The 20,631-nt window shown below is 60.9% G+C and carries 17 protein-coding genes and 1 pseudogene; 14 read left to right on the forward strand and 4 right to left on the reverse strand.

The features are described from left to right. The first annotated feature begins 11 nt into the window (after positions 1-11). The 5 genes from ACYCUK_RS03655 (at position 12) to ACYCUK_RS03675 (ending at position 4,957) form a co-directional block, all read left to right on the forward strand. A complete protein-coding gene (locus ACYCUK_RS03655; protein ID WP_461593474.1) occupies positions 12-1,493 on the forward strand; it encodes a DUF2779 domain-containing protein in 1,482 nt (493 codons plus the stop codon). Positions 1,494-1,916: 423 nt separating this feature from the next. Then, a complete protein-coding gene (locus ACYCUK_RS03660; RefSeq protein ID WP_461593475.1) occupies positions 1,917-2,105 on the forward strand; it encodes a hypothetical protein in 189 nt (62 codons plus the stop codon). A gap of 155 nt (positions 2,106-2,260) precedes the next feature. After that, the gene (locus ACYCUK_RS03665; protein WP_461593476.1) at positions 2,261-3,247 is read left to right on the forward strand and encodes an IS5 family transposase; all 987 of its coding nucleotides are present in this window, start codon (positions 2,261-2,263) and stop codon (positions 3,245-3,247) included. A gap of 128 nt (positions 3,248-3,375) precedes the next feature. After that, a complete protein-coding gene (locus tag ACYCUK_RS03670; RefSeq protein ID WP_461593477.1) occupies positions 3,376-4,293 on the forward strand; it encodes an Nmad2 family putative nucleotide modification protein in 918 nt (305 codons plus the stop codon). A 1-nt stretch (position 4,294) separates the two neighbouring features. After that, entirely contained in the window at positions 4,295-4,957 is a 663-nt protein-coding gene (locus tag ACYCUK_RS03675; protein WP_461593478.1) for an Nmad3 family putative nucleotide modification protein, read from the forward strand. Between the two features lie 960 nt (positions 4,958-5,917). Here the strand turns inward: ACYCUK_RS03675 and ACYCUK_RS03680 are convergent. Together ACYCUK_RS03680 and ACYCUK_RS03685 are read right to left on the reverse strand one after the other, a co-directional pair. After that, on the reverse strand, positions 5,918-6,250 hold the full coding sequence (locus ACYCUK_RS03680) for a DNA translocase FtsK (protein WP_461593479.1): 333 nt from the start codon (positions 6,248-6,250) through the stop codon (positions 5,918-5,920). 421 nt (positions 6,251-6,671) lie between these two features. After that, positions 6,672-7,487: a hypothetical protein gene (locus tag ACYCUK_RS03685; RefSeq protein WP_461593480.1), complete on the reverse strand. Its 816-nt coding sequence runs from the start codon at positions 7,485-7,487 to the stop codon at positions 6,672-6,674. 299 nt (positions 7,488-7,786) lie between these two features. On the opposite strand from ACYCUK_RS03685, the gene ACYCUK_RS03690 reads away from it, so the two are divergent. The 4 genes from ACYCUK_RS03690 (at position 7,787) to ACYCUK_RS03705 (ending at position 11,391) form a co-directional block, all read left to right on the forward strand. Beyond that, positions 7,787-7,987 (forward strand): hypothetical protein, encoded by a 201-nt coding sequence (locus tag ACYCUK_RS03690; protein ID WP_461593481.1) that lies wholly within the window; start codon positions 7,787-7,789, stop codon positions 7,985-7,987. A 268-nt stretch (positions 7,988-8,255) separates the two neighbouring features. Beyond that, positions 8,256-8,900, forward strand: a complete 645-nt coding sequence (locus tag ACYCUK_RS03695) for a VirB8/TrbF family protein (protein ID WP_461593482.1) — start codon at positions 8,256-8,258, stop codon at positions 8,898-8,900. A 31-nt stretch (positions 8,901-8,931) separates the two neighbouring features. Further along, a complete protein-coding gene (locus ACYCUK_RS03700; protein WP_461593483.1) occupies positions 8,932-9,882 on the forward strand; it encodes a TrbG/VirB9 family P-type conjugative transfer protein in 951 nt (316 codons plus the stop codon). Between the two features lie 39 nt (positions 9,883-9,921). After that, on the forward strand, positions 9,922-11,391 hold the full coding sequence (locus tag ACYCUK_RS03705; protein ID WP_461593484.1) for a TraB/TrbI/VirB10 family type IV secretion system protein: 1,470 nt from the start codon (positions 9,922-9,924) through the stop codon (positions 11,389-11,391). 384 nt (positions 11,392-11,775) lie between these two features. On the opposite strand, the gene ACYCUK_RS03710 is transcribed toward ACYCUK_RS03705, so the two are convergent. Together ACYCUK_RS03710 and ACYCUK_RS03715 are read right to left on the reverse strand one after the other, a co-directional pair. Next, on the reverse strand, positions 11,776-12,021 hold the full coding sequence (locus tag ACYCUK_RS03710) for a hypothetical protein (protein ID WP_461593485.1): 246 nt from the start codon (positions 12,019-12,021) through the stop codon (positions 11,776-11,778). A 39-nt stretch (positions 12,022-12,060) separates the two neighbouring features. Further along, a pseudogene (locus tag ACYCUK_RS03715) lies at positions 12,061-12,950 on the reverse strand (IS630 family transposase); the annotation flags it as partial. 94 nt (positions 12,951-13,044) lie between these two features. On the opposite strand from ACYCUK_RS03715, the gene ACYCUK_RS03720 reads away from it, so the two are divergent. From ACYCUK_RS03720 to ACYCUK_RS03740, 5 genes are read left to right on the forward strand one after another with little or no spacing between them, the layout of a single operon-like run. Continuing rightward, entirely contained in the window at positions 13,045-13,935 is an 891-nt protein-coding gene (locus tag ACYCUK_RS03720) for a WYL domain-containing protein (RefSeq protein ID WP_461593486.1), read from the forward strand. Beyond that, positions 13,932-15,317, forward strand: a complete 1,386-nt coding sequence (locus ACYCUK_RS03725; protein WP_461593487.1) for a toll/interleukin-1 receptor domain-containing protein — start codon at positions 13,932-13,934, stop codon at positions 15,315-15,317. Before ACYCUK_RS03720 ends, ACYCUK_RS03725 begins: the two co-directional genes overlap by 4 nt. Next, the gene (locus ACYCUK_RS03730; protein ID WP_461593488.1) at positions 15,314-16,846 is read left to right on the forward strand and encodes an argonaute/piwi family protein; all 1,533 of its coding nucleotides are present in this window, start codon (positions 15,314-15,316) and stop codon (positions 16,844-16,846) included. The genes ACYCUK_RS03725 and ACYCUK_RS03730 overlap by 4 nt, the downstream gene beginning before the upstream one ends. A 43-nt stretch (positions 16,847-16,889) precedes the next feature. Then, the gene (locus ACYCUK_RS03735; RefSeq protein ID WP_461593489.1) at positions 16,890-19,631 is read left to right on the forward strand and encodes a DUF499 domain-containing protein; all 2,742 of its coding nucleotides are present in this window, start codon (positions 16,890-16,892) and stop codon (positions 19,629-19,631) included. Further along, on the forward strand, positions 19,631-20,626 hold the full coding sequence (locus ACYCUK_RS03740; protein WP_461593490.1) for a hypothetical protein: 996 nt from the start codon (positions 19,631-19,633) through the stop codon (positions 20,624-20,626). The genes ACYCUK_RS03735 and ACYCUK_RS03740 overlap by 1 nt, the downstream gene beginning before the upstream one ends. Positions 20,627-20,631: the final 5 nt, after the last annotated feature.

The following is a 20,631-nucleotide window of genomic DNA, read 5'->3' on the forward strand; positions in this document are numbered from 1 at the left end:
GAGGCTTTCCGATGCGCAATCTGTCCAAGTCCAAGCTGATGGCCTTTCGCCAGTGCCCCCGCCGTGTCTGGCTCGAAGTGCACCGGCCCGGACTCAAGGCTGACACGCAGGCCACCGAGCAAAGCTATCAGGCCGGCTATTCAGTGGGCGAGGTGGCTCGCAAGCTCTATGACCCCCAGCGCATGGGCGTCACGCTAGACGTCGACGCCGTGGGCTTTCCGGCTGTTTTCGACGCAACCCGGCAACTCCTGCCGGAGCGCCGGCCTCTGTTTGAGGCGGCTTTCCAGATGCCTGGCGCGCTCGCCCTTGCGGACGTGCTGTTGCCCCAGGGTCAAGGCTGGCGCATGGTCGAGGTCAAGTCCTCCACGAGCGTTAAAGACGTGCAGCTCGACGATATCGCCGTGCAGACCCATATTGCCCGCCAGTCTGGCCTGAATCTGAAATCGGTGGCCATCGCGCATGTGAACAACGACTGGGTTTACCCAGGAGAGCAGGATTACCAGGGCTTGCTCACGGAGGTGGACGTCTCGGAGCAAACCTTCGCCCGCGCGTCGGAGGCGCAACAGTGGATCCTTGACGCGCAATCCATCGTTGCCCGCACGGAGATGCCCGAAGTGCGCACGGGCGCCCAGTGCGGTCAGCCTTACGCCTGTGGCTTCCACAACCACTGTGCCAGCCTGGAACCGCAGGCGGAGATGCCGCTTCAATGGCTGCCGCGGTTCCGTGCGCAGCCCTGGGTCGAGCGTGGAGTTCTCGACATGCGTGCGCTGCCCGACGATGCGCTCAACCCCGTGCAACAACGCGTGCGCGATTGCACCGCCAGGGGCGAGATCTTCTTCGACCGTCACGGCGCCACCCAAGCGCTTGCCGAGCATCCGCTGCCGGGCTACTTCCTGGACTTCGAAACCATCCAGTTTGCGGTTCCCATCTGGGCCGGAACACGGCCCTACCAACAGATCCCCTTCCAGTGGAGCCTGCATTTCCTCACGCCGGAGGGCACGCTTGACCATGGCGAGTTTCTCGATCTTTCCGGCAGAGATCCTTCGAAAAGGTTTGCCGAAAGCCTGATCGCCCAATGTGGCAAGCACGGCCCCGTGTTCGTCTACAACGCCGCGTTCGAGAAAACACGCATCCGGGAGTTGGCCGAGCGATTCCCTGCTCTCGCCAAAGCGCTTCAAGCCATCGATTTGCGTATCGTCGATCTACTGCCGATTGCCCGCGCGTATTACTACCACCCCAGTCAGAAGGGAAGCTGGAGCATCAAGGCGGTTCTGCCCGCGATCGCCCCGGAGCTGTCTTACGACAACCTCAATGGCGTTCAGGATGGCGGCATGGCGCAAGAGGCATTCCTGGAGGCCATCGCGCCGCAAACAGCCCAGCCGCGTAAAGTGGACCTGCGCCGACAACTCCTGGAGTATTGCAAACGCGATACGTTGGCCATGGTGCGCTTGTGGCAGGTTTTTTCAGGCGAAGATCCTTGCGCCGCGGCGTAAACCAGGACCGGCAGTCTTGCCCCGTCCATTTGCGCTCTTGGTCTCTTGCAGCCGATGGCGCACTGAGCCCGATCAAAACAATGTGCCGACGGAGGAGCGTGGGCCAATGGAATCTCGGTTCAAAATCCGCGCTGGCTCGTACCAAGTTGGCGTCGCAAACAGCCCGGCGCAAAGTGCCCAGGGTGTCTCACCCTGGGCACAGCCTGTACAAGCAAAAAATCTGCGAAACTGGCTGCCCCGGAATGCGTTTCGCAGGTTACAGCTGCTTCTTGGGGGTATCCCTCCGGCAGAAGCTGAGGCAAACTACTGGCGCCAACAAGCCAGTCAGCACGCCATTCCCGCATGACTTAAACCAACCAGCCTCCACGAAACTCGGGGCGGTTCACTCTGTAATGGGTTGAAGATCAACAGACCAATGCCGACATGAACAAAGAACTTGCTGACTTGCTTTGCCAGCGTTATCCGAAACTTTTTGTGAATCGGAACCGTCCTGTTCAGGAAAGTGCCATGGGCTGGGGCAGCACTTGCGGTGACGGTAGGTTTGATCTGCTTGATACGCTCTGCGCTTTCCTCCAGTACACACGGACAACAATGGTGGCCCGCAAGTTGTAGCCATGCAAATCAAAGAGAAATGGGGTTCGCTGAGGTTTCATGAAGAACATGCGGTCGAAAAGCAGCTAGGGAGACGCTGATTTATTCCGCAGCCAGTGCACGGCCAACCGCCCCTGCACGTTGATCCAAGACCAGCCCGCCTTCTCTGCCCATCGATGAGCCAGATCAGCTTCGCCAGTGCCGAGTTCAGCCGCAAGAAGAAGACTACGCGGCGCGAGAAGTTCCTCGCCGACATGGAGCGCGTGGTGCCGTGGGCGCGGCTGATCGCGGTGGTGGCTCCGAACTACCCCACGAGCGGCCGGCGGGGGCGCCCGCCGGTGGGGCTCGATCGGATGCTGCGGCTGTATTTCGTGCAGCAGTGGTACGGCCTGGCCGACGAAGCGCTGGAAGACGCGGTCTACGACAGCCAGGCACTGCGTGACTTCATGGGGATTGATCTGGCGCGTGAGGCGGTGCCCGACGCCACCACGCTCTTGAAGTTTCGGCACCTTTTGCAAAAGAACGACCTGACCCGTGCGCTGTTTGACGAGATCAACGTCCACCTGGCCGAGCGGGGACTGCTGATGCGTGCGGGCACCATCGTTGACGCCACGATCATCGCCGCGCCGAGTTCGACCAAGAACCAGAAGGGCCAGCGCGACCCGGAGATGCATCAGACCAAGAAAGGCAACCAGTGGCACTTCGGCATGAAGGCGCACATCGGTGCCGACGCCGACTCGGGCTTGGTGCACACGGTGATCGGCACCGCAGCCAACGTCAACGACGTGACCCAGGCCCATGAGCTGCTGCACGGTGAAGAGATCGTGGCGATTGGCGACGCGGGCTATCAAGGGGCGGCCAAGCGCCCAGAGCGCACGAGCAACACCGAGTGGATTACCGCGATGCGCCCGGGGCTGCGCCGCACGCTCGACAAGGGCCGCGCGGTCGATGCGCTGATCGACCAGCGCGAGCGCCTGACCGCCAGTATCCGCGCCAAGGTCGAGCATCCGTTTCACGTGATCAAGAATCTCTTCCGGCACCGCAAGCTGCGCTACCGTGGACTGGCCAAGAACACCGCGCAGCTCTTCAGTTTGTTTGGTCTGGCGAATCTGGTGATTGCCAAGCGAAGCTTGTTGGCGCTCCAAGCCCGAGGTGCGTCTTGAGTGTGCCGCAGGAGCGCGGCAGCCGCCCAGCGAGTGCGATTTGGCGCCACCAGCGGGCCAATGGGCGCTTTCTTCGCTCGCAATGGTGACCCAAAGCGAGATTGGCCGACTCGCGTCGGCCAATCTCAATGATTGACGCTGATTCTTGGATTGATCAGCGTCTCCCTAGGCATGATTCAAATGGCAGTGGCATTTTTTGCGCATCTTTGCGAGCAGTGCGGCAAACTAGGAAAATTTCTTCGGCAGGGGAGAACATACCTCACGCGGTGTCCAGAGCATGCGTAGAAAAATTTGACCCCGAACAATTGCACCCCCGTTTGATGTTCCTAAAAATGGATGGCCATATGCTTTACACGTACCTGTTGACCCACGACCACGGATTTGCACCCAATCCTTTCCACGGAGCTCTCACTTTGGCGACATGCAAGCCAGGAATGCGTCGCGTAAGAGAAAAAGATGAGTGGATAGCAGGATTTGTATCAAAAAAACTCAGAGACTTGACGAAAGGAAATGGCTTGGATGTGGAGTTGGGCGGGATTGTCTACCTGGCAAAAATCACCAGCAAAATGAGCCTTGACCAATATTTCAAAGATCTCGAATTTGAATGCAAGAAACCAAAGGAACCATTCGTTCCGTGGCATATTGACGCGTTAGGCGATAACATATATGAAGAAGTCTCAAAAGAACAGTGGAAGCAACATAAAAATGCGCACCATGAAGATGATGATTATACAAAGATGCACGACACTGGAGGAAGGAATGTTCTGATTAGCAATGAATTCTATTATTTGGGCCGACAGGCGCGTCAGCCTAAAGACGGTTGGAGAAAGTTCAAAATAAACATTCCAAACGGGAAGCCAACAGCTTATGGATATCGTTCTCCGGATTTCGATGATGCGCAACTTGATGCGCTGAGAAAATGGCTGGAATTGGAAGGCTTTAAGCTCAATACAGTGGGCGATTTCCCCTGTCTGGCTCCCCCCAACGCGACGATGCGGGCGTCACTGGTTGGTCGATGTGATTCAGGCTGTAGGAAGGGAGAATAAGATGAAAATTCTTTTTTTACGCGTCGGAATTGACAGAGGCTGCGGGGGAACGTTATCGCCCTTGTTCGAGAATGGGACGTTTGAATATGTTCCTATTCCTGACAAAGAAGATATAGTCGCGCCAGAGCGGGGGGTCAGATATAATGGCTTGCTGTGTCGACATGGCGGTACGATGGAGCGATACGCACATCAAAATTGTTATGCGCATTATGATCCAGAGTTTGAGTCAATGACTTATGGCGAGCCCAATGCGCCAAAGCGGAATCAATTACTTTCGCTCAATCATGGTGATTATCTTGTTTTCTATGCAGGCTTTCAAGGCGAACAGATTGAAAAAGGAACCTGTTTCGTCATTGGCTATTTTGTGGTGAATGCGGTTTACCAGCCGCCAATTGACGAAGTGTGGCCGCCGCAGTCGCTTGCGCACTTACATCGTAATGCCCATTTCCGGCGAAAAGCCGCTGAAGCGAGTTTGGTGGTTGTTGAAGGCGATAGCCGATTCTCTAAACTTTTTAATGGCGCCAAACAGCTTTCAGATAATAGGCAGATCGTCTTACCTGCGGTGCAGGAGATCGTGGGTTTTGGCGGATCTGTCAAACGAGCTGTTGGGCGATGGGTCTTGCCAAGGCATTGCGAAAAAACTGTGGAATGGCTGACAACATAAGCGGCGGATATTTGCCCCGTATTCGAGTTGCGTTATAACGCGATAGCAGAGATCGAACCGGCAGCGTCGTATTCTGACGCATACAGGATCGATGATTGAGGTTTTAACCACTCTCGGTTTTCGCACCACCCACTTCAAGGATCCATCTACTATGGGCTACATCTGTTCCTGCTGCGGTCACAAATCATCTTCCGCCTCCGCTGGTTCCTGCTCAGCTTCACCATCGCGCACGCACGTCTACATGCAGGAGAGCGCACTCGGATATATCTGCAAATTTTGTGGGCATACGTCCTCTTATGCCTCAGCGGGTTCGTGCAACGCGAGCCCACACGACAAACATCAGTACATCGGCAAGCATGGCGGCAATTACACGTGCGCCTACTGCGGGCATAGCTCGTCGTATGCAAGCTCGGGTTCTTGCAGCAAGAGCCCGCACGGGCACCATGAGTACCTCTGACCAGTTCGGACGTCCATGGCAACGACGCCGACCAGGGCAGTAGAGACCGTGGCGCAGTTGTGGATGCGGATGCCTCGCATCTTTGTACCGATGGGGGACTGCTGCGTGGCGTTGAAGACGTCGATGCGATGGGGCAGTTTTCCGCTTTTGGCTGGAATCTTCCCGTCCAGGTCGAACAGACATTGGGCCAGCGGTGCGAGGAAGGTTTGGCAATGCTGAGAACGGTTTGGCACCAGTACAGGGACCACGGGGATCGTCTCCCTGTCCTCATCTTTTCTTTGTAACATGGTGTAAACCTTTGTCCAGCCGACCTACGGGTGAAGCCATCGCGGCTTTATCCGGCATCATCCAGATTTCATTTGGCGAGATGCAGCGTACCGCTTCTCCCTGTCTCGGCTTGCGCGCCGAGCGCTCCTTACTGTCCGCGCCGATTGAATTTTGACCATCAGTTTGCCGTATGCAGCACGTCTGCCTCGCACAAATCGGTTGGCGTGGAAGGGTGCTCATGCTTGTTCGGGCTTCGTGGGCAGCGGCACCAGAATCTCTCGCAATCCTGTCGCGGGCAACGCCGACACGATGCCTTCGGCCTCCATGCGCTCGAATAGTTGGCAAGTCCGGTTGTAACCCAGGCGCAGATGCCGCTGCACGAGGGCGACCGACGCCTGGCGATGCCCGAGCACGAGCGCCACCGCTTGGCGATACAGGGCACCACCCGATTGAGCGTCTTCCAGGCCGGCCCCTTGGACTGGCGCTTTGGATGTGGGAGCTTCTACGCGTGTAGATTCCCCCAGGAATGGGTCTTCATGCTTTGGAATAGGCATGGTGTTCCTTTGCATGGAGAGATTGGAAAAGAAGGGGCAGAATCAGACAAAGCCCTCGTTTCATATCGAAGTTCTGATGCTCGCCACGCGTCAGTCCACCAAGGGGCACGAGGATGCGCGAAATCCACAGACGCCCGATGGGGTCCAGGGGACTGGGGCCTCGCCCGAGGAGGGGATCAATGTGCGTGTGGCGGCTGCGTCGCATGGAGGTTCTCCGGTGGTATGAGAATATTGTGTGGGGGATGCGCGACAGGATGTGTCGCGATAAGGCCGCTCATACTGCGACTTCAAACCCTTGCTCTTGCATTGCTCGTTACCTCCGAGCGCAAAGCTTGCGCATCCGCCTGAAGAAACCTCAAGGTCGAGTAATGCCCCGAAGCTCAGACAGCAGCCGCGGATACGCGCCGTAGACGCCGGGCCTCGAGATCACCGCACATCATGTGGCCTCCTTGTCGGTGGCCGCCAGCCCAAAGGGCAGCTTGCTGGGCGGCCCTTCGTCGTTGGGATCCTTGGACATGAAACCGTCGCCGCGGACATAAACCTCGAACCACAAGTCCTGGACCAAGGGCAGCAGCGCTTCAGGCAACGGGGTATTGGCGGTCACGGCATGGGCAAGATAGTCGTAGAACAGGCCGGCCAGCGGGTGCTCGCTGTCATAGTGGTGAATGTTCCAGTTGTATCCGCGGTCTTCGTCCTTCTCCTGTATGAATCGCAGGATGAAAGCGGGGACGACCCTGGCCTCGATCGGGTCGACATCCTCGCCGTTCTCGCCGCCGTCGAAGCCTGCGTAGCTCGGACGGTCGGCGATGGACCTGAACTCGACCCACACGCGCACCTCGACCCTGTTGTCCCAGGCGATCATCGACGGCGGTAGGCTGCACAGCCGTTGGGCTATTTGGTCGAGAGTGAGACGCAGCTTGTCCGCCGTGGCGTTGATCCGACCGATCACCGCGCCGATCTCTTCTGCCTGCTCTGCGAGGCAGCGCTCGTGCCAGTGCAGTTCCATGGGCGCATCGGGTATCGCCAGTAAATAATCGGGCGGATGTTTCCAGTTGGGCTCAATCACCTCCAGCATGGCGTCGATGCGCGAGAGCATATCGACGTAGTAGGTGCGAAAACGAGCTGGGATGTCCTGGGCTTGGGCGAGGAAGGCCACCGGCTGATGACGCAGGAAACGCAACTCGTGTCTGGCCTTCTGCGTGACCTCGCTGAACATTTCGACAACGATGCCCAGCATCATGCGGTCGACCATATACACCCAGCCAGCGTCATCAGACGTCGATGCTGAAGGTTTCTCCATGTAGCCCCTCCGAATTTGCTCCGTTGACCGGTGCGAAGGATGCATTGTGCGGATGAGGTGCGACGATATGCGTCGCGCGGGACATGATGCACTCAGGCAAAAACCTAGGAACAGCATCCCTCTGTTGCCATGCCATCCATGGAAATGGACCGCGGTTCATCCCCGTGTGAGCAGGGGACACAAAGGGCGCATGCTCGTTGCCGACAACCCTGAATGAAACTGGCCTTGGCGCACTTATCCGTGAGCCAGCCGTGAGCACGAACCTCCCGCTCGAACGCCTGGGCCTGCAAAGGCGCAATGCCCGTGGCGAATGGGAACTCACCGAGGCAGGCATGCGACATGGCGAAGCCTTCCCTTGCGCCACCGGCAGGCATTCCGGCGATCAAATTTTGTGGAAGCACTCCGTGGCCGTTCTGCTGCGCGACCCGCAACTTCATCTTTACCTGCAATGAGCGCGACCATGAAATCCAGCAAACCCAACGACATCTCCAGCACGGAAGAGGCGCGAAGACGAGCATCACGCGGCACGGCGCTACGCAACGCATAGCGCGCGTCACGCACCCGAAATGGGCTGGACGGTCGGCCTCGATCTGCAACGCGCATGGGGAATCCGCCACGCCATTCCTTGCCCCTGATGTTGTCGGGCGGACACGGTGCCCACGCCGTGCCGCCTCTGCGCATATCCAGTCAAGTAACCCCATCCCCGAAGGAGAACCCGACATGGCTCAAGCCAACCCTTACCTCAACGCCCGTCGCGAATGGGACGAGCGTTACGGTGACCAGATTGCCCGCGCTAAGTCCTGGCGCATTGCCGCCATTGCCGCTCTTGCGGTGGCGTCCGTCGCCGTGATCGGTGTGGCCTACATCGGCGCACAAAGCAAGATCAAACCATTCGTGGTCGCCATCGACAAGATGGGCAGCCCGATTGCGGTGGCGCAACCCAGCAACGGTTCTGGCGTGACCCAACGCATCATCGAGGCGCAACTTGCCAACTGGATCGTCAACACGCGCATGGTGCTGCCCGATCAGACCGCGCAGCAAACTCTGCTGAATCGCAGCTACGCCATGCTGTCGAGCAACGCCGCCAGCACCGTCAGCGACTGGTTCAAGGCCAACAGCCCGTTTGGCGCGGCCTTCACCGTCAACCCGCAGGTCAACAGCGTGCTCCCGACTGGGGCCAACACCTATCAGGTGAACTGGACGGAAGTCAAAGCCATCCCCGGCCAAAACAGCACGACCACCCACTGGAAAGCGCAGATCACCGTCGGCGTGGACGCCAAGCTGGCCGACAAGCCGCAAGTCATGCTCGACAACCCGCTGGGCATCTTCATTCAGTCCCTCAACTGGACCCAGAGCGTGTCCTGATCCGCCCCATTCCCATCTCGGAGAAATTCCCATGAAACGCACCATCCTCGCCGCCGCGCTGTCAGCCTCTTTCTTTGCCCCTGCCTTTGCGGCCAGCCCGATCCTGTCGGTCGGCACACCCGACAACGGGCGCACCAGCCACGAACTGGTGAACCAGACCCCGCCCGTGCCGCTGTCGTACCGCGCCACTGATGCCGCCGCGAAGCAATGGCTACGAACCGGCGTCGCCAACGACATCATCGGCACCAACGGTTCCGTCATGTACGCCTACGGTCAAAGCCATCCGACGATCTCCTGCGCGCCGCTGCATGTTTGCGTCATCAATCTTCTGCCCGGCGAGCACATCACCAGCCTGAGCATCGGTGACTCGGTGCGCTGGCTGGTGCAACCCACCAACGCCGGTGATCGTCCCGTGGTCATCGTCAAACCCACCCAAGCCGGCCTAGTCACCAACCTCGTGGTCACCACCGATGCCGGCCGGGTGTATTACATGACCCTGGTGAGCGATGCCCATGACTATGTGCCGCTGGTCGGCTACTACGACCCGCAGCAACTGGTCATCAACATGCAGCAGCAGGCCGCGCAAGCACGTGCAGCCGAAAAGGCCAAGGCCGAAGCCAAAAAGAAGGCCGTAGTTGCCCCGCTGGGCGACATTGATCCGGCCAAGCTGGACTTCGACTTCACGTGCAAATCGGATGGCGGTACCGATAGCACCGACATGCTTCCGGTGCGCGCGTTCGCGGGTGGAGGCCACACCTACCTTCAGATGCCCCAGGCCATGAAATTCACCGATGCGCCCGCTGTGTTCAACACCAGCAACGGCAACACCGAACTGATGAACAGCCGTCTTGTGCACGGCTACTACGTCCTTGACGGCCTGCCGATCAAGTTCAACCTCACGCTGGGTGCTGGCAAGAACGCGCGCACCGTGGTGTGTCAGCACGGGCAGCCGGAACGCGATTTCATCGTCTTGCCGCGTTAATCCAGTCGCCAGAACACCCAACACAAAGGGGCAAAGAACATGAATGACCACAACCAACCCGCAGGCGTGATCGAGGGGGCGGCGTTGCCCGCTCCCACAGCGCCCGCTGCAGAACTCCCACCGATCGCGGACGTCATCGGGCCCGGTAAAACCAAGGGCGGAAAAGGCGACAACAAGGGCAAAGGCATGAAGCTCAAGGCCGACCCCAAGCAAGGCAAGCGCCTGTCCAAGAAAAGCAAGACGCTAATGTTCGGCGGATTGACCGGACTGAGTGCGCTGATCCTGATTGGAATTGCAACGTCGGGCAACAAATCCACCCCGCCCGAGGCGTTGGCGGCGAGCAGCACGGATCAGGTCGGCATGAGCGCACCGCCCGCACCGAGCGCCTCACAGGCTCAGGCGCAGGCCAGCACGTTCACCGTGCGCGGCGCTGCCCCACAGCCGACTGCCGCATCCTCTCCCGCGTCCACAGCCAGCGGCGCAGGGTCTGCCCTTGCGCATCCGCAGGGCGCCACGCTGCAACCGGGCCAGCCCACGGCCTTGACGCCAGCGCAGAAATATCACCAGTGGCTGGTCGACCAGCATTACAAGCGCCTGGAGGGACTGGTGCTGGCGGACCAAAGCGCCAATCTGGCTGAGATTGGAGTGGGCGGAAAAGGTTTGATGCAGACTTCCGGCGCAACCGGCCGGCAAACCAGCCCGCAAGACTTGCTGGCGTTGCAGCATCAACTGGCACAAGCCATGGCCCAAAACCCACAGGCCGCGAACGATCCCAATGTGCGCAAATTGATGGCCGCGCTGAGTGGGATGAATGGGGCGAGCAGGATGGGCGGCGCTGGTGCGCAGTCCGGCAATCAAGGTTTCCTGGACGTGCAGCAGAACAAGGACGACAACGGCTATCTGCAAGCCGCTGTACAGCCCAAGGCATCCAGCCATGAACTGTTCGCCGGTTCAGTCATTCCGGCCGTCTTGCAAACCGGCATTGACAGCGACCTGCCTGGCACGATCACCGGGATGGTGCGGCAGACCGTATACGACAGTTTGAACCCCAGTGTTGTCCTGATCCCGCAAGGCACAAAGATCATCGGCGCGTACAGCAGTGACGTGGCCTACGGCCAGAGCCGCGTGCTGGTGGCCTGGAATCGGCTGATTTTCCCCAACGGGTCGATGATCGATCTCAAGGGCATGATCGGCGCAGACGGGCAGGGCGAAAGTGGCTTGTCGGATCAGGTGGATAACCACTACGCGCGCATCTTTGGCAGTGCCATCTTGATGAGCCTGCTGGGGGTCGGCGCGCAGTTGAGCCAACCACAGACCGGCAATGCACTCACCACACCGAGCGCCAGCCAGCAAGCTGCAGGGGCCTTGTCGCAGCAGATCGATACCGTCGGGACGAACCTGCTCAACAAGAACCTGAACATTCAGCCGACGCTGAACATCCGGCCCGGCTACACGTTCAATGTGCTGGTGAACCGGACGATGATTTTGCCGCCGTATCCGGAGCACTAAAAGAACAGTGGCGTGGGGAATGAGCGCTGCTACGATCCCCCGCCTAGATCTGAGATTTTCCGGCCTGTACGAACCCCCGGCGGTAGGCTCTAGCCACGGTAACCGCTCCTGGCATTGGCATAGTGCAGATGAATTTGGCGCCGTTACCCAGAAGAAGGGAACTCCAACTTTCCGCGCTGATGTTTGCCCAAGTGTCGATTGCGATTCCGTCCGGGTTCTTTCACGAGTCCGTCTTCATCGCGTGGTCTGGGACGCAGAGTCGCAGCAGCTGCGCTCGCATGTCCGCAGGAGTTGCTGTCAATCCACAGTGGCAAACCGAATGGTGTGCCCCTGGATCAGCACTGTTTCGTCGACCATCTGGCCGATCGCGGGATGCAACAACAATCAGCTCGCGTGATCTGCAAGCGCATCGCCGCGCCCAACCTGGGAGCGCAGATAGACGTAGATCTGGTACACGTATCCGCTGCTCAGGGTTCCCTCACGGTACCAACCGCTTGTCACAATGGCGGTTAACTTGGTGTCGATGATTATCCGCTGCCCGGTTGATGGGTGGTCGAGCGCGACATCAGTTCGCATCGCCGGCAGGATCTTGTCGATCCCCGCCGTCTTCTGCTCGATCTGCCAGCCCATTGTCCCGCCGCACAGCACTCGCCAGCCCTGCGGACTTACTCAGCAGTCGAGAATATAGGCGACAGAAGGGGCTCTGAAGAATGAGCGGATCATGTGGGGCATTTGCTGCAGTTTGGCGAGTTGCTCCTCGATCTTGTCGCGGAGTTGTTCGCCCTTGCGCAAGGGGCGCCGTGCTGTGCCTGTGCGCTTGACATGGCTCCAGACCAGCTCATCCGGATTCAAGTCCGGCGCATAGCCCGGCAAGAAATGCAGGGTCAGGCGGCCTTCGGTCGAGGCGACGTATTGTTTGACCAGCGCCGTCTTGTGCGCAAGCCATCGACGACGAGATGCACCGGCCTTTGCCGATCCTGCATCATGCGCCCCAGCAGATCGATGAAGAGCGCAGCGGTGAGCGCCCCTTCATAAGTGCAGAACCAGAAGGCCCCCTTGGCGTTGACGGCAGACGCGGCACTGATGGAGTGGCGCTGTCCGGGGCGTTGCACCACTGGGGTGTGGCCGCGCAGCCCCCAGGTCTTGCCATGCACCGTGTCGGCACGAAAGACCGATTCGTCCCAGAAGAAGATGTCCGCCCCGTCCTGGCGCGCCTGCTTGGACAGGGCGGGGAAGACCTCGCGCTGCCAGCACTCGATGGCCTCGGGGTCACGCTGGTAGGCGCGCTGCAGGGGCTTCTGCGGCGTGAGCCCGAGCCGAGCCAGCATCGCCCCGATGGCGCTGAGTCCCAGCCGCACGCCATACTTGTGCTCGATGAGTTCGCCCACCACGGCGCGGGTCCACAAACCAAAGTCCAGACCGTATTGCCGGGGGTCGCGCCCGTTGACCCAGCGGAACACCTGACTCTCCTGCCTGGGCGTCAAGGTGCGCGGACGTCCTGTGGCGGGTGTGGAGCGCAAGGCGCGAACGCCAAATTGATTGCTTTTGGCACTGTTCAAGCTGGAGGTCATCAAAAAGATTCGTGTGGTATGCTCTTTCTGATCGGCGCGTTCCTTGCTTCGCCGGCGGGCAGGAGGCCCGAGAAAGGGGCTCTTGGCCAACCCATTGGATGTTTCGCAGTCTCAGCGCGAGCGCCTCGCGTTTTTGGAGCTGCGCGCGTTCTTCACTGGCGAGCTCCGCAGGGGAGACATCGAAGCCCGGTTCGGCATAAAGCCGGCAGCGGCGTCCCGCGACCTGAGCCTGTATCGCGAGATCGCGCCTGCAAATCTCGACTACGACCAAACGTCCCGCTGCTACCGGCCGAGCGCTGAATTCAAGCCGGTCCATGAATTCCACTCCGAGCGTGTGCTTGCTTGGCTCCTTCAAGGCTTCGGTGATGGGCTCGACCTAGGCTTGAAGCAGGCCACGCCTTGTGAAGGCCCCGGCCAGCTCGTGAGGCCCGACATGGCCGTGCTCGGCGCCATCACTCGCTCCATGTGCGCGAAGAAGGCTCTTCGCATCAATTACCTGTCCCTGTCTTCCGGCGCCAAGAAGCGCGAGATCGTGCCGGTCGCGTTGGCCGACAACGGCCTGCGCTGGCATGTGCGCGGGTATGACCGCGAACGCCAGCGGTTCAGCGACTTCGTCCTGACCCGCATCGCCAAAGCTCAGGAAATCGACGGAGAGGTCGCCGAAAGCGAGTTGCTGCCTGCCGATGAGCAGTGGGCGCGGATGGTGGACATGGAGATCGTCCCGCACCCCGGCATCCAGTTTCCGAAGGCGGTCGAGGCCGACTACGCGATGGAAGACGGCACGCTTCGTATCAAGACGCGGGCGGCCTTGGCCGGCTACGTTCTGCGCCGCTGGGGCATCGACTCCTCAGACGACCACCGGCTCGACCCGGCCTCGCATCACCTTTGGCTTCGCAACCCCCAGACGCTCTATGGCGTCGAGAGCGCGTCGCTGGCCCCGGGCCGCGACGCTGTCCAGAAGGGCCGGCAATGACGCGCGAATCGATCTTTATCAGCCACGCCACGCCGGAGGACAACGGCTTCGTCCGCTGGCTCGGCGCCCGCTTGGAGCTTGCCGGCTACTCCGTCTGGCACGACCTCGGCCGCCTCAAGGGCGGCGACCAGTTCTGGGACAAGATCGAAGGGGCCATTCGCAACGAGTCCTTCCGCTTCTTGGCCGTCGTGTCCACGGTCGCGGTGGACAAGCAGGGCGTCAAGGACGAATGGGCGGTTGCCCAGACCGTCGAGAAGTCCTTGCCGGGGTTTGTGATCCCGCTGCGCTTGGATAAATACGATTTCTCGCTGCTGCCTATCGGCATCCATCGCAAGAACGTCATCGACTTCGCCAACGGCTGGCACGCGGGCTTGGCCTCGGTGCTCGACACCCTGGCTGACGCCAATGCGCCCAAGGTCTCAGCGCCCGATCCGCGCTCCACTAGGCACTGGCTCGCCGAGATGAAGGAAGGCGCGATCCTGCGCACTGAGTCCAAGGAGTCGCTCGATTCGACATGGCTCAGCGTCGTCTCGCTGCCGCCGATCGAGACCGCCCGCATCTTGGGAAGCGAGCGCGAGATCAAGGTCACCGATATCAATAGGCGCATGCCTTGGTTCGAACACGAGGACCGCATCGTTGGATTTGCCAAGGCATTCGAGCTCGTGTCCCTGATGTCGAAGTCGGTCATGCTCAAAGCCTCAACCGGCGTGGACTCGACCATGTTTGTTCAGGGCGGCGCCACCATCGGCGACAAGCACGTCGATGCGCGCGAGGCCCGCAAGCGCGTCGCCAACCTCGTGCGGCAGGCGTGGGAACTCGCGATGGAGGCCAAGGGCCTTGGCGTCTTCGAGCAGGCGGGCGGGCGCAAGGTCTTCTACGCCACGCCGGAGCTCACCAAGGGGCGCGGCGAAAAGGTGGCTTTCGTCGATGTCGATGGCCGCAAGCGCCGCAAAGGACTCAACGGTCGCAGCGAGAAGAAGAAGGCCAATTGGTGCTACGCCGTGGGCATGGTGCCCCAGTTCGACGAGCCGTGGCGGATCGAGCTGCGCTCCACCATCGTCTTCACCGACGATGACGGCAAGCCGTTCGACGTTCCGGCAAAGGCGCACCGCCTGCGCATGAGCTTTTGCCGCAGTTGGTGGAACGACCGCTGGCGCGGTTTCCTGCGGGCCTTCCTCGCTCTCGTCTCCGACGGCCAGCCCGAAATCAAACTGCCGGTGGGTTCCGGGCGGGAGGTTGTCGTATCCGCCACGCCGATCATTTTCAGCTCGCCCGTGGGCCTCTCCGACTTGGCGCCGTCGATCGATGACGATCCCGTCGATGAGCCCGACGATGACTTGGGCGAGGTCGATGACTTCGACGACGAGGAGGTCCCGGCATGAGCCTCGAACTCAATCTGATCGAGATCGCCGAGCCCGAGCTGCTGTTTGGCTATGGGCAGTCCATGGAGCATCCCAAGGACGGCCTGCTGCTGTATGGCCCCAAGGAGAGCCCACAGGCGAGGTCGAAGCTGCGCATCGGCGTGGTCTCCACCAAGGAAGGCCTTCGCCGCTACTCGGCGTGCGTCGCTCGCCTGGCCAAGCCCATCGCCCCCGCGCTGGCCGACAACCCCAACCAAACCCTGTTTCCGGGGTTCCAAGCCCTGTTCGGCGTGGAGTGGCCCGCGCAGCCCGCGACATGGCTGGAAATCGATGCTGCCGAGCTCGCCAACGCGATCCGCATCTCCGACCGCCATCAGGCGATCCACAAGGCCGTCTCGCTTTATTCCGATGCCATCGCGGATCACTTGCGCGACGGCAGCGAATCGACCATCGACCTGTGGATGGCCGTGGTGCCCGAGGATGTCCACAAGTATTGCCGCCCGCAGTCGAAGGTCGAGGCCAGCCAGAAGCAGCGCTCCGGCGTGCTGATGGACAAGGCGGCGGCGACCCGGCTGCTCAAGGCTCCGGGCTTGTTCGAGGAAGACAACGCGTCGGCCGAGATTTACCTTTACGAGCTCGACTTCCACAATCAGCTCAAGGCCCGGCTGTTGGAGCACAAGGCGGCGGTGCAAGTGGTCCGCGAGACCACGCTGGCGCCCGATGAGTTCGTCCGCGACAACGGCATGCCAGGCCGGGGCCTCCAAGACCCCGCCACCCTCGCGTGGAACCTCGCCACGACCTGCTTCTTCAAGGCCGGCGGCAAGCCATGGCAGCTCGCGACTTCGCGGCCCGGCGTCTGCTATGTAGGCATTGTCTTCAAGAAGGACTCGTCGTCGGCCGAGCCGGGCAATGCGTGCTGCGGCGCCCAGATGTTCCTCGACTCTGGAGAAGGCGTGGTGTTTCGCGGCGCCGTCGGCCCATGGCTCACTTCGACCAAGGACGACTTCCACCTCCCCAAGGAGAAGGCCAAGTCGCTGATGGCGATGGTCGTGGACGCGTATCGCAAGAACCATGGCGGCCAGGCGCCCAAGGAGCTCTTCATCCACGGCAAGACGCGCTTCTCGGCTGAGGAATGGGAAGGCTTCAAGGAGACTGTGCCGCCCGAGACCAACGTGGTCTGCGTGCGCATTCGCCAAGACTCCGGCATGAAGCTCTATCGGCACGGGACGATGAACATCGCCCGAGGCGTGGGATGGGTGAAGTCGCAGTGGATGGCCTACCTGTGGACCAAGGGCTTCGTGCCGCGGTTGCAGACCTACGCCGGCCGCGAGGTGCCCAATCCGCTCTCGATCGAGATATGTCGAGGCGTCGCGGACATCAAGCAGGTCATGGCCGATGTGCTCGCCCTGACCAAGCTCAACTACAACGCGTGCATCTTTGGAGACGGCGTCCCGGTGACGCTGCGCTTCGCCGATGCCGTGGGCGAAATTCTGACGGCGGCTCCTCGAAAAAACGAGCTTCCGCCTCTGCCGTTCCGCTATTACATCTGAGGCGGAAACGACAATGGACCAACAAAAGTAAGGGAGGCAATACATGCTTGGACTGCAATTGCGAAATGAGTTTCGCGGCGCTCGGTTACGTGGGACGACGATCGACTTCACCAACGAGGCGAAGACCGGTGCGCTGGACATGGCGGCCCAGGACTTCCTGCGCATTACGTACCCCTCGATCGACCTCATCAAGACGATCAAGGCCGCGGCGCCGGGTTCAAACAGGGCTGTGGTGCTCATAGGTGACAAGGGGCAGGGCAAGTCGCATTTGATGGCTGCGCTTTGCCACCTGCTCAGCGACCCCGAAGTGGGTGAGCTCTGGCTTAAGGATTGGGCTGACAAACTGTCTCGTCCAGAGCTGGCAGCGCTCGCGCTGAGCAGTTCGCGGCAAGTCATCGCCGAGCCGTTGCACGAGCGGCGGTTCGCCTACTTGTGGGATCTGCTCTTCAAGCGTCATCCTGGTGGTGACTACGCTCGTGGCGTTTGGGCTGGTCAAAAGACTGAAGTGCCGGGCAAGGACATCCTGGTCCACATGTTCAAGCAGAAGCCCTGCGCACTACTGCTCGACGAATTCCAGACATGGTTCGACGGCCTGAGCGACGCACAAGAGCCCCGCCAGATCTGGGCCTTCAACTTCATCCAAATCCTCTCGGAGATCGCCGAGAACAACCCCGAGCTACTCACGCTGGTCGTCTCGGTACGCGAAGGCAGTTCCAACGCGGCCCAGCAGCTCTTTCGGGTCAACCCGGTCCGTGTCGACTTCAAGGGCGAGCAGGCCCAGCATGACCGCCGCCGGTTGCTGCTGTATCGGATTTTCGAGAACCGCATCAACATCAGTGACGCGCAGATCGCCCCGCGGGTCGAGACCCATTTGGCGGAGTTCATGCGGTTGGGCCAAAAGCCGGCTTCCGAAGTCGAGAAGCACCGCGCCCGCTTCATCGAGGCATGGCCCTTCTCTCCGGAACTGCTCCAGCTCCTCGACGACGAAGTGATCTTCGCAATCAAGGCGCAGGGAACACGGGATCTCGTCCGCATCTTGGTTGAACTCTTCAAGTCAGCGGGCGACCTGGTGCCCGTCATCACGCCCGCCGACTTCGAGCTCTCCGGCGATGACCGAGGCAGCGCGGCAGCACTCATCGACAACGTCGGCATCGACCACCACAAGCAGTTGCGCGACCGGGCTCTGCGCAATCTGACGGCGGTCGAGGAGGCCCTTGGCGGCGACCTCACCAGCGTTCCGCACTTGCGCGAAGTCCTGACCTCGCTGTGGCTGCGCTCGCTGTCGCTGGACAACCAGCGCGTCGGCGCCGATCCCGAGACCTTGCAGGTCGATGTCACGCGTGGCGCGAAGGTCGATGACAACGCGTTCCAAGCCGAGCTCGCGACCATCGAGGGCAATAGCTACAACATCCACAAGACAGGATCGCGGCTGGTCTTCAAGCTCGAAGAGAACGCTCGGACGAGGCTGATGGCCCATGCCCGCAACGACAAGCTGTTCCAAAACGGCGAGGACGTGGACTTCTTGGCGGCCGAGATTCGGCACGCGATCGGCGGCGACGTGCAGATCAGCGGCCTTTACCGAACCATCGTTCTCAAACGGGAATGGAACAACACGCCGTGGGACGAGATCGACGAGTCGCTTCGCCCTGCATCGTGGGACAACAAAATTCCTTTGATCATCTTGCCGGCTTACCCGGACAAGCCCAACGCGACGCTTGGGGCGTGGCTCAAGAAGTTCTTGGGCGTTTCCCGCAACACTGTGCGCTTCCTGCTGCCGAAGAAAGGCTCGGATGGCGCGTCGGCGATCTACCACGATAAGGAGCTCATGCTCGCGGCCCGCGCGGCGAGCCTAGCCAAGGAATGGGCGCGCAACGAGTCCTCCTATAAGCCGCTCTCCACCGAGTTCATCGGTGCGTTGAAGACAAGGATCGCCGAGCGATTCGACCGCTTCGCCATCCTTTCGGTGTGGAACCATGAGGACACGTCCAAGTGTGTGTTCAGCGTCGAGCCCCACGGCACCAAGGGCGACAAGATTCCGGCGGCCATCCAAGAGAAGATCAAGCAGAACCTCTTCGTCCACGAGGACTTCGACGAGCTGGTGGTCAGCTTCGCCGAGAAGAACCTCTCCATGGCCAAGCTGCTCAGCGAATTGCGCGAGCCTCGCGGCGGCGGCAAGGAATGCATCCCATGGCTTGGCGAGGCCGAGGCCAAGGATGCGACGCTCGCGGTGTGCGCCGCCGGCCAGATCAGCATCCACGTTCGTGGGTTGAAGACCTTGCAGCTCGTGCCCGGCGAGACCGGCGAAATGGCCCTGCGCCGCATGAAGCGCGACTTCGATGTCACCGGCAAGCAGCTTGAAGATACGACGCTCGCCAAGCCCGGCTCTTCGCCGTCGAGCTCGGGCCAGACGCCTGTGGCTCCGCCCGCTCCGGGAACGCCCGGCCTGCCCGGGATTCCCGGCATTCCTCCCACGCCTGGCGTTCCAGGTGGCGGGGATGTGCCGCCCAACCCCTTCGGCGAGGGTGGAACGCCCACGCCGGGCGGCGGTGATGGCCCTGGCGGCGGCGTCACTGCGCCAACCACTACCAAGCTCAACTCCGCGCCGACTTCCGGCCTGAATCTGCTCAGCCGTGTTGTCGATACATGGCAGGTCGGGCCAGCCACGACCGTGCGAAACGTGACGATCAGCGTCGAGAAACTCACGGGCGCCCAGCTTCAACAGTTGATCCAGAACCTGCCCAACGGGTTGCTGTTCGGGCTCGACGCTGACAAGGAGGATGCGTGATGAGCCTCTCGACCAAATCGCTCGAAGAGCTTTTGTCGCAGGAGCCTACGCAGGCGTGGGAGGGTGTTTTCTCCGCTCTGTGGGAGCGCCTGTCCAAGCCGGTCGATGGCGACGTGGCCTCCGAAATGGTCCGCAGGGACAAAGACATCGAGGGCCTCGACTTGGTGATGTCCAGCTCGGCGTGGGACCTCTGGCCTCACTTTGAGAGCTGCGCTCCCAAGACCTCCAAGATGCTCGCGCAGTTCTGGGCCGATGCTCCCGGCTCCAAGGCCGTGCTGATTCTCGATGCGCTGTCGCTGCGCGAGTCTCCATGGCTCATGCAGGAGGCCGCCAAGCGCGGTTTCAAGGTTCATCGATCCATTGCGACAGGCTCGGCGCTGCCGAGCGACACCACGAGCTTTGCCAAGGAGCTCGGACTGCCACAGCGATCGGCGTTGAGCGCCGGCCAAGTCGCGTCCTTGAAGCTCGCCGATGCGGCGACCGCGCTCTTCGACCAGCCGTGGAAGGAATGCGCCGATACGCTGCCCAATCACCCGAACCTGTTCGTTTGGCACGAATGGCCCGACAGCCTCATGCACGATTTGTCTGGGCCGGGTCCGGGCCTGCGGCAACTGGCTGAGGATGCCAAGGGCGTGCTGACCGGTGATGACTTTTGGGCATTCGTCGAACGCCTCGCAACGGGTCGTCGCCTCGTCATCACAGCCGATCACGGCTATGCGGCTTCGGGTCAGTTCAGCGACGTGCTCGACCAAGAGCAGAAGGAATACTTCCAGAAGGTGTTCGGCGCTGAGCGCCACGCGGCAAGCAGCGACAAGGCTGCGTCCAACTGGCTCCCGCCAGTGGACATCCCGCTCACGACTGCGAGAGGCGACTACCGCTTCACGTTGGGACGGCGGGCATGGAGCGTCCAAGGCGGACGCAAGAATCTCTCGCATGGTGGCATCTCATTGCTCGAAGTCGCCGTGCCGTTTATTGAGCTTTCGCGCTCGCTGTAAGGGTT

The organism is Thiomonas sp. (assembly GCF_054608695.1).

Coding starts and splice junctions, on each gene's coding strand:
- ACYCUK_RS03655 (WP_461593474.1), top strand. CDS start 12: ATGCGCAATCTGTCCAAGTCCAAGCTGATGGCCTTTCGCCAGTGCCCC.
- ACYCUK_RS03660 (WP_461593475.1), top strand. CDS start 1,917: ATGAACAAAGAACTTGCTGACTTGCTTTGCCAGCGTTATCCGAAACTT.
- ACYCUK_RS03665 (WP_461593476.1), top strand. CDS start 2,261: ATGAGCCAGATCAGCTTCGCCAGTGCCGAGTTCAGCCGCAAGAAGAAG.
- ACYCUK_RS03670 (WP_461593477.1), top strand. CDS start 3,376: ATGATTGACGCTGATTCTTGGATTGATCAGCGTCTCCCTAGGCATGAT.
- ACYCUK_RS03675 (WP_461593478.1), top strand. CDS start 4,295: ATGAAAATTCTTTTTTTACGCGTCGGAATTGACAGAGGCTGCGGGGGA.
- ACYCUK_RS03680 (WP_461593479.1), bottom strand. CDS start 6,250: ATGCAAAGGAACACCATGCCTATTCCAAAGCATGAAGACCCATTCCTG.
- ACYCUK_RS03685 (WP_461593480.1), bottom strand. CDS start 7,487: ATGGTCGACCGCATGATGCTGGGCATCGTTGTCGAAATGTTCAGCGAG.
- ACYCUK_RS03695 (WP_461593482.1), top strand. CDS start 8,256: ATGGCTCAAGCCAACCCTTACCTCAACGCCCGTCGCGAATGGGACGAG.
- ACYCUK_RS03700 (WP_461593483.1), top strand. CDS start 8,932: ATGAAACGCACCATCCTCGCCGCCGCGCTGTCAGCCTCTTTCTTTGCC.
- ACYCUK_RS03705 (WP_461593484.1), top strand. CDS start 9,922: ATGAATGACCACAACCAACCCGCAGGCGTGATCGAGGGGGCGGCGTTG.
- ACYCUK_RS03710 (WP_461593485.1), bottom strand. CDS start 12,021: ATGGGCTGGCAGATCGAGCAGAAGACGGCGGGGATCGACAAGATCCTG.
- ACYCUK_RS03725 (WP_461593487.1), top strand. CDS start 13,932: ATGACGCGCGAATCGATCTTTATCAGCCACGCCACGCCGGAGGACAAC.
- ACYCUK_RS03730 (WP_461593488.1), top strand. CDS start 15,314: ATGAGCCTCGAACTCAATCTGATCGAGATCGCCGAGCCCGAGCTGCTG.
- ACYCUK_RS03735 (WP_461593489.1), top strand. CDS start 16,890: ATGCTTGGACTGCAATTGCGAAATGAGTTTCGCGGCGCTCGGTTACGT.
- ACYCUK_RS03740 (WP_461593490.1), top strand. CDS start 19,631: ATGAGCCTCTCGACCAAATCGCTCGAAGAGCTTTTGTCGCAGGAGCCT.